Origin of the sequence: Vibrio jasicida 090810c (assembly GCF_002887615.1) — a bacterium.
GTDB classification, from domain to species: Bacteria; Pseudomonadota; Gammaproteobacteria; order Enterobacterales; family Vibrionaceae; genus Vibrio; species Vibrio jasicida.
The window spans coordinates 2,401,258-2,416,119 of sequence record NZ_CP025792.1 but is presented as its reverse complement, the minus strand read 5'-3'; the positions used below and the strand labels follow the sequence as shown (position 1 = coordinate 2,416,119).

The following is a 14,862-nucleotide window of genomic DNA, read 5'->3' as shown; positions in this document are numbered from 1 at the left end:
TTCCTCAGCTCGCTGATAAGTGACCCAAACCGTCCGCCCGCACCTAGTTACTTAAGGGGGGTAAGGGACAGTGACTAAATAGCTGTTTACTGTAGTGACATTTCATTGCGTAGGAATGAAATGTTTTTTGCATAGACATGAGACGCTTAAACAGCGGGAAAATTCGCTCATGCCCTACAGCGCAAAAAGGCCGGTGGTTAAAAAACCACCAGCCATTAGCCGTTAGGCTATGAAATTAAGTAATAATTACTTAACTTCAACAGAAGCGCCTGCTTCTTCTAGCTGAGCTTTAAGAGCTTCAGCTTCAGCTTTCTCAACGCCTTCTTTTAGAGGTGCTGGAGCGCCGTCTACAAGAGCTTTAGCTTCTTTAAGACCTAGGCCAGTTGCGCCACGTACTGCTTTGATAACAGCAACTTTGTTGCCGCCAGCTGCAGTTAGGATTACGTCAAATTCAGTTTGCTCAGCTGCAGCTTCGCCGCCTGCTGCGCCACCTGCAACTACTGCAGCAGCAGCAGTTACACCGAATTTTTCTTCCATAGCTTCGATTAGTTCAACAACTTGCATTACAGACATTTCTGCAACTGCGTCTAGGATTTGCTCGTTAGTAATAGACATAACAATTCTCTTTTAAGTCAACAATAAGTTTATTTTGCAACCAGTAAAAAGCAAGGCTTAAGCCGCTGCTTCTTCTTTTTGATCGCGGATAGCAGCGATAGTACGTACCAGCTTGCCAGCAGAAGCTTCTTTCATGCACATCATTAGGCGTGCGATTGCTTCGTCGTAAGTTGGTAGTGTTGCTAGTACTTCAGCGTCAGTTAAAGCGCCTTCAAATGCAGCAGCTTTGATCTCGAAGTCTTTGTTCTCTTTAGCGAAGTCTTTGAAAAGACGCGCTGCAGCACCTGGGTGCTCATTAGAGAATGCGATTAGCGTAGGACCAGTGAAAGTGTCAGTTAGACACTCGTACTCAGTACCTTCTACCGCACGACGAGCAAGAGTGTTACGAACAACTCTCATGTAAACGCCAGCTTCGCGAGCTTGTTTACGTAGAGAAGTCATCGCGCCAACTTGAACGCCACGAGAATCAGCTACAACTGCAGAAAGTGCACCACTGGCAGCTTCGTTGACTTCAGCAACAATTGCTTTTTTGTCTTGAAGGTTTAAAGCCATCTTGGATTTACTCCTGGTTGTCGTTACACCACTCACTATCATCACGACAGTGAGAGCTATTTAGGTGCTTCCCAGAAGAAAGTTAACTATTTACATAGAGCTTTCTGTCAGTTCGGGCACCATCTACGTAGGATAATTAAGCTTGTTTTGACACAAACACCTACGGTCTTGGACGGAGACTGGGTCTTAATTCATTTCGAACTAGGAGACAGTTCAAAGAACCAAAGTTCAGCCCCAACCACAAATATTAGGCGCAAAATTATACACAAATTTTGCGCCTAAGCAAATAAATTATGCTTGAGTGTTCAGGCTAGCCTGATCAACTGCAACACCAGCACCCATCGTAGTAGAGATGCTTACTTTCTTCAGGAAAGTACCTTTCGCTGAAGATGGCTTAGCTTTCTTCAGAGCAACTAGAAGTGACTCTAGGTTCTCTTTGATCTGCTCAGCAGAGAAGTTTGCTTTACCGATAGTAGTGTGGATGATGCCGTTTTTGTCGTTACGGTAACGAACCTGACCAGCTTTAGCGTTTTTAACTGCTTCAGCAACGTTAGGAGTTACAGTACCAACTTTAGGGTTTGGCATAAGACCGCGAGGACCTAGGATAGTACCTAGTTGACCTACAACGCGCATTGCATCTGGAGAAGCAACAACTACGTCAAAGTTCATTTCGCCTTTCTTCACTAGCTCAGCTAGATCTTCCATACCTACGATGTCTGCGCCAGCTTCTTTAGCTGCTTCAGCGTTTGCACCTTGAGTGAACACTGCTACGCGGATGTCGCGGCCAGTACCGTGAGGTAGTACAGTTGCACCACGTACGTTCTGGTCAGATTTACGAGCATCGATGCCTAGGTTAACAGCAACGTCTACAGACTCAACGAATTTAGCAGTAGCTAGTTCTTGAAGAAGAGCAACAGCTTCGTTGATTTCGTATTCTTTAGTTACGTCAACTTTTTCGCGGATTACGCGCATGCGCTTAGTTAGTTTTGCCATCTTATTAACCCTCTACCACTAGGCCCATTGAACGAGCAGTACCAGCGATAGAACGCTTCATCGCTTCGATGTCAGCACCAGTCATATCAGCAGCTTTAGTTTCTGCGATTTCTTGGATTTGAGCGTCAGTTACAGTGCCCACTTTTTCAGTGTTTGGACGACCAGAACCAGACTTAACGCCAGCAGCTTTCTTAAGAAGAACAGCAGCAGGTGGAGTCTTAGTTACGAACGTGAAAGAACGGTCGCTGTATACTGTGATAACTACTGGAGTTGGTAGACCTTTCTCAATAGATTCTGTTTTTGCGTTGAACGCTTTACAGAATTCCATGATGTTCACACCGTGTTGACCTAGAGCAGGACCAACTGGTGGACTTGGGTTCGCAGCGCCAGCAGCAACTTGTAGCTTGATGTAAGCTTCAACTTTCTTAGCCATGATATTTCCTAAAGTTTGGGTTCTAACGCTAGTCTGCTGACCAGCTCCCCGTTTACGTAAAAACTCTTTACTTCATGAGAAGTAAAAAGGCGCGAAATTATAGTCATAATTCGCGCCTTAGACAACCCTTAAAAAGGTGTTTTTTTAATCAAGTTTTTCAACTTGACCAAATTCAAGCTCAACTGGTGTTGCACGACCAAAGATCGATACAGACACTTTCAGACGGCTCTTCTCGTAATCTACTTCTTCAACAGTACCATTGAAGTCAGCAAATGGACCTTCGTTAACACGTACCACTTCACCCGCTTCGTACATTGTACGAGGACGAGGAGACTCACTCGCTTTCTCAAGACGGTTAAGAATCGCGTCAGCTTCTTTATCTGTGATAGGTGCTGGACGGTCTGAGGTACCACCAATGAAGCCCATGACACGCGGCACACTGCGTACTAGGTGCCATGATTCATCGTTCATAATCATCTGAACAAGGACGTAGCCTGGGAAAAACTTACGTTCAGATTTACGACGCTGACCCGCGCGCATTTCCACTACTTCTTCAGTAGGAACTAGTACTTCACCGAATAGCTCTTCCATAGCGTGCATTTTGATATGCTCACGTAGAGATTGAGCTACACGACCTTCAAATCCAGAGAAGGCTTGAACTACATACCAGCGTTTTTTTGGAGCTTCACTCATGAATCACTACCCTCTATACCCCAGTTGCTAGAGCAACTAAACGAACCATGATGCCGTCAATTCCCCATAGCACTAGAGCCATTACAATACTTACAGCTAAAACAATCAGTGTTGTTTGCATGGTTTCTTGGCGTGTAGGCCAAACAACCTTACGAACTTCCATACGAGATTCTTTTGCAAAACTGATCGCTGCTTTACCTTTAGTCGTTGTCGCTGCAACGCCTAGGGCAGCTGCAATAAGAACAACAACGCCTGCAGCACGAACAACTACAGACATCTCACCATACAGGTAATTACCCACAACAGCGGCCGCTGCTAATACGAAAGCGGCAATCCACTTAAACGTATCTGCTGCGTTTGAGCTATCAGGAGTTTCAGCATTATTTGCTTTCATAAACCAACCTGTCACAAGTCTTAATATAGACGACAATAACCCCGCTGTTGCAGGGCAAACTCCATATCGCTGAAAAAATCAGCGCTACTCTCTTAAGATTAAGCCTCTCCGCCTAATCTTGCTCTACTCTCAACCAAATCCTGAACAAGAAAACAGCTAAAATAATGTTGAGCGCAGAAAAAGGGCATCAAATGATGCCCTTTTTGATACTGGTTCGTCAAATCTAATTCAAGATTTTCCGAAGACATTCGTTAATTCGTTAAGAATTATGCGAAAATCTTAGCAACAACACCAGCACCTACAGTACGGCCACCTTCACGGATAGCGAAACGTAGACCTTCGTCCATTGCGATAGGAGCGATTAGTTCAACAACCATTTGGATGTTGTCGCCAGGCATTACCATTTCTACGCCTTCTGGTAGAGAGATATCACCAGTTACGTCAGTTGTACGGAAGTAGAACTGTGGACGGTAGCCTTTGAAGAACGGAGTATGACGGCCGCCTTCGTCTTTAGAAAGTACGTATACTTCTGACTCGAACTTAGTGTGTGGAGTGATTGAACCAGGCTTAGCTAGTACTTGACCACGTTCAACTTCGTCACGCTTAGTACCACGTAGAAGTGCACCAACGTTCTCACCAGCACGACCTTCGTCTAGAAGCTTACGGAACATTTCAACACCAGTACATGTAGTAGTAGTAGTGTCTTTGATACCTACGATAGCAACTTCGTCACCTACGTTTAGGATACCACGTTCGATACGGCCAGTTACTACTGTACCACGACCTTGGATTGAGAATACGTCTTCGATAGGCATTAGGAATGGCATATCTACTGCACGCTCTGGCTCAGGAATGTATGAATCTAGCGCTTCTGCTAGTTCAACAATCTTAGCTTCCCACTGCTCTTCGCCGTTTAGTGCGCCTAGTGCAGAACCTTGGATAACTGGTAGGTCATCACCTGGGAAATCGTACTCAGATAGAAGTTCACGAACTTCCATTTCTACTAGCTCTAGAAGCTCTTCATCATCAACCATGTCACATTTGTTCATGAATACGATGATGTAAGGGATACCAACCTGACGGCCTAGTAGGATGTGCTCACGAGTTTGTGGCATTGGACCATCTGTCGCAGCAACAACTAGGATACCACCGTCCATCTGTGCAGCACCAGTGATCATGTTTTTAACATAATCCGCGTGTCCTGGACAGTCTACGTGTGCGTAGTGACGAGTTGGAGTATCGTACTCAACGTGAGAAGTTGCGATTGTGATACCGCGCTCACGCTCTTCTGGAGCGTTATCGATAGATGCGAAGTCTTTAGCTACACCGCCGTAAACTTTAGCAAGAGTAGTACAGATAGCTGCAGTTAGAGTTGTTTTACCGTGGTCAACGTGGCCGATAGTACCAACGTTAACGTGCGGTTTCGTACGTTCAAATTTTTCTTTAGACATGAGTAGTCCCTCTAGGTACGGATTTAGGTGGCCCGAATTGACCACGCAACCAAAAAAGATAATTGGTAAATCTTATATCAAAAGGAAATAACTTTGAGAGCTGGTGCTGATAGGCAGACTCGAACTGCCGACCTCATCCTTACCAAGGATGCGCTCTACCACCTGAGCTATATCAGCACTCAAATTAGAGTGGAGCGGGCAGCGGGAATCGAACCCGCATCATCAGCTTGGAAGGCTGAGGTAATAGCCATTATACGATGCCCGCAACACGTAACTCTGAGAGCTATTTCCTTAAGAATATGGTGGAGGGGGACGGATTCGAACCATCGAAGGCAGTGCCGGCAGATTTACAGTCTGCTCCCTTTGGCCACTCGGGAACCCCTCCAAAATTTCATGCCATTCTTACTACAATTGCTTCTTAAAGAAGCAGGAAAGAATGGTGCCGACTACCGGAATCGAACTGGTGACCTACTGATTACAAGTCAGTTGCTCTACCTACTGAGCTAAGTCGGCATAAGTGGTGCGCATTCTATTGAATGATTTTCTAGGTTGCAATAGGTATTTTAAAAAAAATCGTAAAATTTAGCTTTTTAGATTCAATTGCTGCAAGTTCATACAAACCTCACTTTTTAAAGCAAACTTTCGAGCTTTGTCGTTTGCTTTAAACGATGCTTGTTGTATGTTCTTGCTCTCTATTAAACCAAGGATCAAAGAGACTCATGAGTCCATTTTTGTCATTTGACCGTGCTGAATGGGCAGAACTACGAAATTCTGTCCCGATGACACTCTCTGAAGACGACTTAACCGCGCTTCAAGGCATTAATGAAAACCTCACTGTAGAGGAAGCGGTAGAGATTTACCTTCCTTTGTCTCGTCTATTGAACTTATATGTTCAAGCTCGTCAGAGTCGCAACTCAGTATTACAGCAATTTCTCAATACAGAAGAGCATGCTCCTCCATTTGTCATCGGTATTGCTGGTAGCGTTGCGGTAGGGAAAAGTACGACTGCGAGGCTGCTGAAGGCCCTTCTATCTCGCTGGGAGAATCATCCAAAAGTCGCGTTAGTGACAACCGACGGTTTCTTATATCCAAAGAAAGAACTGGAAGATAAGGGCATCATGCATCGCAAAGGCTTTCCAGAGTCGTACGACATAAAGCGTTTAGTTGAGTTTGTTTCCGATGTGAAAGCAGGTAAACCTGACCTTACAGTGCCAGTCTATTCCCACATTACCTACGACATTACCGAAGAGCTTAAAACCGTTGAGCAGCCAGATATATTGATCATTGAAGGTTTAAATGTTTTGCAAAGCGGTATGGATTACCCACACGACCCACATCGAGTGTTTGTGTCGGATTTTCTAGACTTCTCTATTTACGTTGATGCTGAAACAGAGACCGTCGAGCAATGGTACGTAGAACGATTTTTGAAATTCCGTCGAGGAGCATTCACCAAACCTGGATCCTATTTTAGCCACTATACTCAACTCTCAGTAGAAGAAGCTAGGAACAAGGCGAAGCAGATTTGGCATGATATTAATGGACTCAATTTGGAACAGAACATTCTTCCTACTCGAGAAAGGGCCCACTTAATACTGCATAAAGGGCCAAGCCATTTGGTTGATAAGGTATCGTTGAGAAAGTAGTGCTGACTCGTTAATGTTAATCGGTTTTTCTTAAGGAGATCTCACCGCCAATGTAGGTCTCCAAACCATTGTTGGTTTCTAGTACTACCCCACCTTGTTGATCGATACCTTTTACAATGCCATGAATCTCTCTTGGCCCCATAAGTAGCTTAACCGGACGGTCTATAAAATTATCTAAACGATTCCAACGATCAACAAACCCCGCCAGACCAGTCATTTCATATTCTTCTAGTGCGGTCTTCCAGTGTTCGATAAGGTTGAGTGCCAGAACGGTGCGGTCGATTGTTAAACCATCACTGACTTGATTCAACGTTGTCCAAGGCTGATCAATCTCAGGCTGTATGTCCGGCATCCCAATATTCAACCCCATCCCGATAACAAGATGAGCGGCACCACCGGCTTGGCCTGACATTTCTACTAAAATACCTGCAAGTTTTTTATCTTGGAAATAGAGGTCATTGGGCCACTTCAACTTCACACCTTGAACGCCCATACTTTCGAGCGCTTCTACTGCCGCAATACCAACAACAAGGCTTAATCCCATTGCTGCAGCCATACCTGCGTCCAGTCGCCAGTACATAGACAAGTAGAGATTTGTCCCAAAAGGTGAAATCCACTGACGGCCACGACGTCCTCTGCCTTTAGCTTGGTATTCCGCTAAACAAACTCTTCCTTTGTCTGACTCATTCACTCTTTCCAGCAAATACTGGTTGGTTGAATCGATAACAGAGATCAGCTCGATTTGACTATCAAGTTTCGCTTTGAGTGTATCTCCGTCTAATAGTTGTAGGGGGTGCGCCAGTTGATAACCTCGGCCTTGGATACGATAGATATCCACACCCCACTCATTTAACCCTTTAATGTGCTTTGCGATTGCTGCTCGAGAGATGCCAAGGCTCTCCCCAAGTGCTTCACCTGAATGGAAATCGCTGTCGCTTAACGCTTTGAGGATATGGAGCTTTGCGTTATGTTCTTTTCTCATCGAGCAGCCTCTATCTCAGAAAGGGTTGTCTCAGCATGGCTATTCATAAAACGCACTTCATGCTCAAGCTCTATTTGATACTTATCCCAAACCGTTTTCTTTACAAGAGAAGCCAAAGTCACCACATCTTCCGCAGTACAGTTATCCACATTGGTAAGCACTAAAGCTTGTAATGGGTTCACTTGGGCACCGTTAACCGAGGTACCTTTTAGCCCACACTGATCAATCAGCCAACCGGCTGCCACTTTCATCCCACCTTTTGCTGGATAGGCGACCATGGTGTCATGCTGCTGGATGAGTTGATCATAATGATCTTGACTGATCACTGGGTTTTTAAAGAAACTCCCTGCATTACCCACTTTAGTTGGATCAGGTAACTTCTCCATGCGCACTTGGCAAACTCGCTCAAATATTGCGTTAGGGCTAAGTTCTTTTTCAGGAATAGACTGTAGAGGGCCATATTGATTGACGGGTTGCCACGTTTTGGGCAGTTTAAGGCCAAGCGCGGTGATAAAACACTTCTCATACAGAGAATGCTTGAATATCGAATCACGATAACCAAACAGACATTCTTCTGCACTCATACGTGTAGTTTCAAAAGTCTCTAGGTCAAGAACATCAACATAATCACAGATGTTGTTGAGTTCTACTCCATACGCTCCGATGTTCTGAATCGGTGCAGAACCCGCACAGCCGGGGATAAGAGCTAAGTTTTCAAGGCCACCAATATCTTGTTTTACACACCATTCCACTAATGCGGGCCAGTCTTCACCACCATCAATATGCAGCTTGTAATGCTCACCCGTTTCACTCACTTGTTTACCAAGTAATCGGTTGATAATCACAAGCCCTTCATAATGCTGAGTAAAGAGCATGTTACTCCCTTTACCTAAAAATAGTTTTGGTAATTTTTTAAAGGTGTCGTCCTTGAACAACTGTATGACATCTTCTACAGATTCAACAATCGCCAAATAGTCGCAAGTTTGCTCGATACCAAATGTATGAAAAGCCTTAAGGCTCGCGTGTTTCTTAATTTCCATAGTGGGTTTGCAACGCCAGATGAGATTCTCTTAAACTATGGACATTCTACATTAGTTATCTTTTAGCCGCAGTGACAATACCAGACTCATTAATCATAGAAGTGTTAAATCCGATCAAACTTCCTCTCATTAAGAGGTTGTATAAAGCGCATTATCCGGCAGGCCGAGCCAAACGGGATGAGTTAATCATTGCCGCCAGCGTCAAGAATGGCATTGTTGCGCTATTACGAATGAAAACCATCGAAAAATCACGATTGCTTACAGGGATGCTAGTCGTGCCAGAATTTCGTGGGACTGGCGTCGGCAGTGCTCTGCTTACTTATTGCGAAAACACAGTTTTCACCAGTGGTGATTATTGCTTCGCTTTTAAACATTTAGAGAATTATTACGCTCAGCATGGGTTTGAAACCATTGATAGCTCTGAATTGCCAAACTCGTTAAAAATGGCTTATTTGCGGTACGTAGACAGTGGTAAAGATCTCATTCCAATGCAATTCACCACTTCTGACGTTCTAAACGACGTGGTTTTGTAGCCAGAGAATTCATATCTTTGGTAAAATATCAGGTTCGCAATATTGCACTTAATTAAGGTACTCACACCGGTATGATAGTAAGTAGGAACCCATTCGAACAGTTGCCAAGTCTCGCAGTCAAGCCTGAAGACTTTGAAGTTCTGCACGCAGCAGAAACTTTCAGAACTCGTCTTCTTGATGCGATCAGCAAAGCAACGTCGCGAATTTACCTAGTCGCTCTATATCTGGAAGATGATGAAGCTGGACGTGAAATTTTCACAGCGCTTTATGAGGCGAAACAGCGCAACCCTGGATTGGACATCAATATCTGTGTAGATTGGCACCGAGCTCAACGTGGTCTCATTGGTGCAGAGTCATCAGAGGGCAATTCCGCGCTATACAAAGCATTCGCTAAAAAATACCAACATTCGATTCCGGTATACGGCATTCCTGTACGAGGAAGAGAGGTCTTCGGCGTACTGCACTTAAAAGGTTTTATTGTTGACGATACCGTTATTTATAGCGGCGCTAGCTTAAACAACGTCTATCTTCAATACAATGGTCGTTATCGTTTCGACCGTTACCATGTGATTCAACATAAAGCACTTGCTGACTCCATGGTCGGTTTCATCCAGAGTGAGATGATAGCTCACCCAGCAGTAAACGACCTTGCTGGTAAGGACAAACCAGAAACTAAAGAAATCAAAGCTGCAATTCGTCAACTGCGTTCTTCTCTCGCTCGTGCTGATTATGAGTTTTCGCCAGAGAGTGCAACAGAAGAAGAGGTAAAAGTGACTCCTCTTGTTGGCTTGGGTAAGCGACGTAATCAACTCAACATGAAAATCGTTAAGTTACTCGCTGCCGCTCAAAATGAAATCTTCATCTGTACACCTTACTTCAACTTTCCTAAAGCGATTCATCGTGAAGTAAAACGTGCAATGAAACGCGGGGTGAAAGTAACGATTGTTGTTGGAGATAAAACAGCAAATGACTTCTATATTGCTCCGGAAGAAGAATTTAAAACTATTGGTGGTTTGCCATATCTTTACGAATTGAACCTTCGCCGTTTTGCAAAAGCCAACGAAGCGAACATTGCAGCTCGTAAGCTTTCTATCCACTTATGGAAGCACGACAACAATAGCTTCCACCTAAAAGGTATTTGGGTAGATAAACGCTACATGCTCATGACAGGTAATAACCTGAACCCACGCGCATGGTCACTAGACTTAGAAAATGGACTATTGGTGCAAGATAACTACGCTAAGATGACGGATAAGTTTGAGCAAGAAGTAGCAAACATTCTCGAGCATACTCAACTTATCTGTACTTACCGACAGTTAGAAAAGGTAGAAGATTACCCAGAAAGCGTTCAGAAGCTTGTTCGTAAGATCACTCGCATCAAAGCTGACGGCGTACTTAAGCGTATCCTTTAGAAACTAATAAAGAGTCAAAGCCCAGTATGAAAGTACTGGGCTTTTTTGTAGGTTGTAAATCACGGTTCTCCTACCCCTGCCCAACGAACTAAATAGACAAATATTCAGATAACAGGTACTTATCCCTCCCGAAGAAGAAAGAACCGAACCTGAATGTCGGATAGAACATCAAGTAAGCGAACGCACCCGCATCCAACAAACTGATACTAATACGGTGGAATTGGACCTTTTTCTAAAAACCAAAAGCAAACAAGTTTTATAATCTTTGACTAAATCTTTGTATATAAAAAGAGGTGGACTGGGCCGACACTCCGGAGATTCGATGGGAAATGCAGCCAAACGAACTACGCACCAAGGGACGCCAAGTTACCCTAATATAACTTGTTAGAAGTGATAAAAACGAAAAAGGCTCCAGCATTTCTGCTAAAGCCTTAAATGTGGCAGAGGTGGACTGGGCCGGCACTCCGGAGATTCGATGGGAAATGCAGCCAAGCGGACTGGCACCAAGGGACGCCAAGTTACCCTAATATCACTTGTTAGAAGTGATAAAAACGAAAAAAGCTCCAACATTTCTGCTAGAGCCTTAAATATGGCAGGGGTGGAGAGATTCGAACTCCCAACACGCGGATTTGGAATCCGCTGCTCTGCCAATTGGAGCTACACCCCTGTAGAAACTACAGTTTATCACATTGTAGATTCAAAAAGACCTCGCAAAAGCGAGGTCTTTGAAATAAGTGGCGGAGCGGACGGGACTCGAACCCGCGACCCCCGGCGTGACAGGCCGGTATTCTAACCAACTGAACTACCGCTCCGCACTGGTTAGACATTTAAGTCTAAGTTTTTGTCTTCACTTTTTCATAAAAAGTGAAAATAAAATACAAGCCTGGCGATGTCCTACTCTCACATGGGGAAACCCCACACTACCATCGGCGCTAATTCGTTTCACTTCTGAGTTCGGAATGGAAGTCAGGTGGGTCCAAATCGCTATGGTCGCCAAGCAAATTCTTTAATCTGGAAAACTGATTTTAAGTTCTATTTATACACATTCAATCGTTCTTGCATTGAGTCCATCAAAACCCCTTGGGTGTTGTATGGTTAAGCCTCACGGGCAATTAGTACAGGTTAGCTCAACGCCTCACAACGCTTACACACCCTGCCTATCAACGTTCTAGTCTCGAACAACCCTTTAGGATACTTAAAGTATCAGGGAAGACTCATCTCAGGGCTCGCTTCCCGCTTAGATGCTTTCAGCGGTTATCGATTCCGAACTTAGCTACCGGGCAATGCGTCTGGCGACACAACCCGAACACCAGAGGTTCGTCCACTCCGGTCCTCTCGTACTAGGAGCAGCCCCCTTCAATCTTCCAACGCCCACGGCAGATAGGGACCGAACTGTCTCACGACGTTCTAAACCCAGCTCGCGTACCACTTTAAATGGCGAACAGCCATACCCTTGGGACCGACTTCAGCCCCAGGATGTGATGAGCCGACATCGAGGTGCCAAACACCGCCGTCGATATGAACTCTTGGGCGGTATCAGCCTGTTATCCCCGGAGTACCTTTTATCCGTTGAGCGATGGCCCTTCCATACAGAACCACCGGATCACTATGACCTGCTTTCGCACCTGCTCGAATTGTCATTCTCGCAGTCAAGCGGGCTTATGCCATTGCACTAACCTCACGATGTCCAACCGTGATTAGCCCACCTTCGTGCTCCTCCGTTACTCTTTGGGAGGAGACCGCCCCAGTCAAACTACCCACCAGGCACTGTCCGCAACCCCGATAAGGGGTCGACGTTAGAACATCAACACTACAAGGGTGGTATTTCAAGGACGGCTCCACACAATCTAGCGACTGTGCTTCAAAGCCTCCCACCTATCCTACACATGTAGGGTCAATGTTCAGTGCCAAGCTGTAGTAAAGGTTCACGGGGTCTTTCCGTCTAGCCGCGGGTACACTGCATCTTCACAGCGATTTCAATTTCACTGAGTCTCGGGTGGAGACAGCGTGGCCATCATTACGCCATTCGTGCAGGTCGGAACTTACCCGACAAGGAATTTCGCTACCTTAGGACCGTTATAGTTACGGCCGCCGTTTACCGGGGCTTCGATCAAGAGCTTCGACCGAAGTCTAACCCCATCAATTAACCTTCCGGCACCGGGCAGGCGTCACACCGTATACGTCATCTTACGATTTTGCACAGTGCTGTGTTTTTAATAAACAGTTGCAGCCACCTGGTATCTGCGACTCTCGTCAGCTCCATCCGCAAGGGACTTCACCATCAAGAGCGTACCTTCTCCCGAAGTTACGGTACCATTTTGCCTAGTTCCTTCACCCGAGTTCTCTCAAGCGCCTTGGTATTCTCTACCCGACCACCTGTGTCGGTTTGGGGTACGATTCCTTACAATCTGAAGCTTAGAGGCTTTTCCTGGAAGCATGGCATCAATGACTTCACTACCGTAGTAGCTCGACGTCGTGTCTCAGCCTTAAGAAGAGCCGGATTTACCTAACTCTTCAGCCTACGCACTTGAACCTGGACAACCGTCGCCAGGCCCACCTAGCCTTCTCCGTCCCCCCATCGCAATTGTAAGAAGTACGGGAATATTAACCCGTTTCCCATCGACTACGCCTTTCGGCCTCGCCTTAGGGGTCGACTTACCCTGCCCCGATTAACGTTGGACAGGAACCCTTGGTCTTCCGGCGAGGAGGTTTTTCACCCCCTTTATCGTTACTCATGTCAGCATTCGCACTTCTGATACCTCCAGCATGCTTTACAACACACCTTCAACGGCTTACAGAACGCTCCCCTACCCAATGAAGTAAACTTCATTGCCGCAGCTTCGGTTTATTACTTAGCCCCGTTACATCTTCCGCGCAGGCCGACTCGACCAGTGAGCTATTACGCTTTCTTTAAATGATGGCTGCTTCTAAGCCAACATCCTGGCTGTCTGAGCCTTCCCACATCGTTTCCCACTTAGTAATAATTTGGGACCTTAGCTGGCGGTCTGGGTTGTTTCCCTCTCCACGACGGACGTTAGCACCCGCCGTGTGTCTCCCGGATAGTACTTACTGGTATTCGGAGTTTGCAAAGGGTTGGTAAGTCGGGATGACCCCCTAGCCTTAACAGTGCTCTACCCCCAGTAGTATTCGTCCGAGGCGCTACCTAAATAGCTTTCGGGGAGAACCAGCTATCTCCAGGTTTGATTGGCCTTTCACCCCTAGCCACAAGTCATCCGCTAATTTTTCAACATTAGTCGGTTCGGTCCTCCAATTGATGTTACTCAATCTTCAACCTGCCCATGGCTAGATCACCTGGTTTCGGGTCTATATCCAGCGACTAAGTCGCGCAGTTAACACTCGCTTTCGCTACGGCTCCCCTAGATGGTTAACCTTGCCACTGAATATAAGTCGCTGACCCATTATACAAAAGGTACGCAGTCACACCACGAAGGTGCTCCTACTGCTTGTACGTACACGGTTTCAGGTTCTATTTCACTCCCCTCACAGGGGTTCTTTTCGCCTTTCCCTCACGGTACTGGTTCACTATCGGTCAGTCAGTAGTATTTAGCCTTGGAGGATGGTCCCCCCATATTCAGACAGGATATCACGTGTCCCGCCCTACTCGATTTCACTGAATGTGCGTTGTCAACTACGGGGCTATCACCCTTTATTGCCGGACTTTCCAGACCGTTCGTCTAACGCATATAAAGCTTAAGGGCTAGTCCAATTTCGCTCGCCGCTACTTTCGGAATCTCGGTTGATTTCTTTTCCTCGGGGTACTTAGATGTTTCAGTTCCCCCGGTTCGCCTCGCTGCGCTATGTATTCACGCAGCGATACTAGCTTATGCTAGTGGGTTTCCCCATTCGGAAATCCCAGACTCAAGTGGTTTTTACTACCTAATCTGGGCTTATCGCAAGTTAATACGTCCTTCATCGCCTCTGACTGCCAAGGCATCCACCGTGTACGCTTAGTCACTTAACCATACAACCCGAAGGAGTTTCGAGTTGATAATCAAATCACCAAAGTTGTCTCTCATTATTTGAATGAGCGAGAGACATTTCGATTTTGCCGGACTCAATTTCGAATAATCACTTTAAAAGTGATATTCCCAAGAACACTT

12 protein-coding genes, 6 tRNA genes and 2 rRNA genes are annotated in these 14,862 nt (G+C 45.6%); 3 read left to right on the top strand and 17 right to left on the bottom strand.

Annotated elements, in window-relative coordinates; genetic code table 11:
* Positions 1–246: 246 nt before the first annotated feature.
* The 11 genes from rplL to C1S73_RS11475 form a co-directional block, all read right to left on the bottom strand.
* Positions 247–615, bottom strand: a complete 369-nt coding sequence (gene rplL, locus C1S73_RS11530; protein ID WP_005440561.1) for a 50S ribosomal protein L7/L12 — start codon at positions 613–615, stop codon at positions 247–249.
* A gap of 57 nt (positions 616–672) precedes the next feature.
* A complete protein-coding gene (gene rplJ, locus C1S73_RS11525) occupies positions 673–1,167 on the bottom strand; it encodes a 50S ribosomal protein L10 (protein WP_005440560.1) in 495 nt (164 codons plus the stop codon).
* Positions 1,168–1,458: 291 nt separating this feature from the next.
* Positions 1,459–2,160 (bottom strand): 50S ribosomal protein L1, encoded by a 702-nt coding sequence (gene rplA, locus C1S73_RS11520; protein WP_038873427.1) that lies wholly within the window; start codon positions 2,158–2,160, stop codon positions 1,459–1,461.
* Positions 2,161–2,164: 4 nt separating this feature from the next.
* Positions 2,165–2,593: a 50S ribosomal protein L11 gene (rplK, locus tag C1S73_RS11515; protein ID WP_005440554.1), complete on the bottom strand. Its 429-nt coding sequence runs from the start codon at positions 2,591–2,593 to the stop codon at positions 2,165–2,167.
* A gap of 144 nt (positions 2,594–2,737) precedes the next feature.
* Entirely contained in the window at positions 2,738–3,286 is a 549-nt protein-coding gene (gene nusG / locus C1S73_RS11510; RefSeq protein WP_005440551.1) for a transcription termination/antitermination protein NusG, read from the bottom strand.
* Between the two features lie 13 nt (positions 3,287–3,299).
* A complete protein-coding gene (secE, locus tag C1S73_RS11505) occupies positions 3,300–3,680 on the bottom strand; it encodes a preprotein translocase subunit SecE (RefSeq protein ID WP_005440549.1) in 381 nt (126 codons plus the stop codon).
* A 266-nt stretch (positions 3,681–3,946) separates the two neighbouring features.
* A complete protein-coding gene (gene tuf / locus C1S73_RS11495; protein ID WP_042605518.1) occupies positions 3,947–5,131 on the bottom strand; it encodes an elongation factor Tu in 1,185 nt (394 codons plus the stop codon).
* Between the two features lie 101 nt (positions 5,132–5,232).
* Positions 5,233–5,308, bottom strand: a tRNA-Thr gene (locus C1S73_RS11490).
* Between the two features lie 13 nt (positions 5,309–5,321).
* A tRNA-Gly gene (locus C1S73_RS11485) sits at positions 5,322–5,396 on the bottom strand.
* A gap of 35 nt (positions 5,397–5,431) precedes the next feature.
* Positions 5,432–5,516 (bottom strand) — tRNA-Tyr (locus tag C1S73_RS11480).
* Between the two features lie 52 nt (positions 5,517–5,568).
* Positions 5,569–5,644 (bottom strand) — tRNA-Thr (locus C1S73_RS11475).
* A gap of 206 nt (positions 5,645–5,850) precedes the next feature.
* Here C1S73_RS11475 and coaA point away from each other — a divergent pair.
* Positions 5,851–6,774 carry a type I pantothenate kinase gene (gene coaA, locus C1S73_RS11465; protein ID WP_038873865.1) on the top strand — a complete coding sequence of 308 codons (924 nt, stop codon included), beginning with the start codon at positions 5,851–5,853 and terminating at the stop codon, positions 6,772–6,774.
* Between the two features lie 16 nt (positions 6,775–6,790).
* On the opposite strand, the gene birA is transcribed toward coaA, so the two are convergent.
* Together birA and murB are read right to left on the bottom strand one after the other, a co-directional pair.
* The gene (birA, locus tag C1S73_RS11460; RefSeq protein ID WP_038873868.1) at positions 6,791–7,756 is read right to left on the bottom strand and encodes a bifunctional biotin--[acetyl-CoA-carboxylase] ligase/biotin operon repressor BirA; all 966 of its coding nucleotides are present in this window, start codon (positions 7,754–7,756) and stop codon (positions 6,791–6,793) included.
* Positions 7,753–8,796, bottom strand: coding sequence for a UDP-N-acetylmuramate dehydrogenase (murB, locus tag C1S73_RS11455; RefSeq protein ID WP_038873869.1), 1,044 nt, complete (start codon positions 8,794–8,796; stop codon positions 7,753–7,755). Before murB ends, birA begins: the two co-directional genes overlap by 4 nt.
* A 101-nt stretch (positions 8,797–8,897) precedes the next feature.
* On the opposite strand from murB, the gene C1S73_RS11450 reads away from it, so the two are divergent.
* Together C1S73_RS11450 and pssA are read left to right on the top strand one after the other, a co-directional pair.
* The gene (locus tag C1S73_RS11450) at positions 8,898–9,329 is read left to right on the top strand and encodes a GNAT family N-acetyltransferase (protein ID WP_038873872.1); all 432 of its coding nucleotides are present in this window, start codon (positions 8,898–8,900) and stop codon (positions 9,327–9,329) included.
* A gap of 71 nt (positions 9,330–9,400) precedes the next feature.
* Positions 9,401–10,741: a CDP-diacylglycerol--serine O-phosphatidyltransferase gene (gene pssA, locus C1S73_RS11445; protein ID WP_038873871.1), complete on the top strand. Its 1,341-nt coding sequence runs from the start codon at positions 9,401–9,403 to the stop codon at positions 10,739–10,741.
* Positions 10,742–11,331: 590 nt separating this feature from the next.
* On the opposite strand, the gene C1S73_RS11440 is transcribed toward pssA, so the two are convergent.
* The 4 genes from C1S73_RS11440 to C1S73_RS11425 form a co-directional block, all read right to left on the bottom strand.
* Positions 11,332–11,408 (bottom strand) — tRNA-Trp (locus tag C1S73_RS11440).
* Positions 11,409–11,476: 68 nt separating this feature from the next.
* Positions 11,477–11,553: transfer RNA gene (locus C1S73_RS11435), tRNA-Asp, on the bottom strand.
* 69 nt (positions 11,554–11,622) lie between these two features.
* Positions 11,623–11,739, bottom strand: a 5S ribosomal RNA gene (rrf, locus tag C1S73_RS11430).
* 93 nt (positions 11,740–11,832) lie between these two features.
* A 23S ribosomal RNA gene (locus C1S73_RS11425) occupies positions 11,833–14,723 on the bottom strand.
* Between the last annotated feature and the right edge of the window lie 139 nt (positions 14,724–14,862).

Excerpts from the sequence above, each read along its gene's own strand:
- rplL (WP_005440561.1), bottom strand. The coding sequence starts at position 615 with ATGTCTATTACTAACGAGCAAATCCTAGACGCAGTTGCAGAAATGTCT.
- rplJ (WP_005440560.1), bottom strand. The coding sequence starts at position 1,167 with ATGGCTTTAAACCTTCAAGACAAAAAAGCAATTGTTGCTGAAGTCAAC.
- rplA (WP_038873427.1), bottom strand. The coding sequence starts at position 2,160 with ATGGCAAAACTAACTAAGCGCATGCGCGTAATCCGCGAAAAAGTTGAC.
- rplK (WP_005440554.1), bottom strand. The coding sequence starts at position 2,593 with ATGGCTAAGAAAGTTGAAGCTTACATCAAGCTACAAGTTGCTGCTGGC.
- nusG (WP_005440551.1), bottom strand. The coding sequence starts at position 3,286 with ATGAGTGAAGCTCCAAAAAAACGCTGGTATGTAGTTCAAGCCTTCTCT.
- secE (WP_005440549.1), bottom strand. The coding sequence starts at position 3,680 with ATGAAAGCAAATAATGCTGAAACTCCTGATAGCTCAAACGCAGCAGAT.
- tuf (WP_042605518.1), bottom strand. The coding sequence starts at position 5,131 with ATGTCTAAAGAAAAATTTGAACGTACGAAACCGCACGTTAACGTTGGT.
- coaA (WP_038873865.1), top strand. The coding sequence starts at position 5,851 with ATGAGTCCATTTTTGTCATTTGACCGTGCTGAATGGGCAGAACTACGA.
- birA (WP_038873868.1), bottom strand. The coding sequence starts at position 7,756 with ATGAGAAAAGAACATAACGCAAAGCTCCATATCCTCAAAGCGTTAAGC.
- murB (WP_038873869.1), bottom strand. The coding sequence starts at position 8,796 with ATGGAAATTAAGAAACACGCGAGCCTTAAGGCTTTTCATACATTTGGT.
- pssA (WP_038873871.1), top strand. The coding sequence starts at position 9,401 with ATGATAGTAAGTAGGAACCCATTCGAACAGTTGCCAAGTCTCGCAGTC.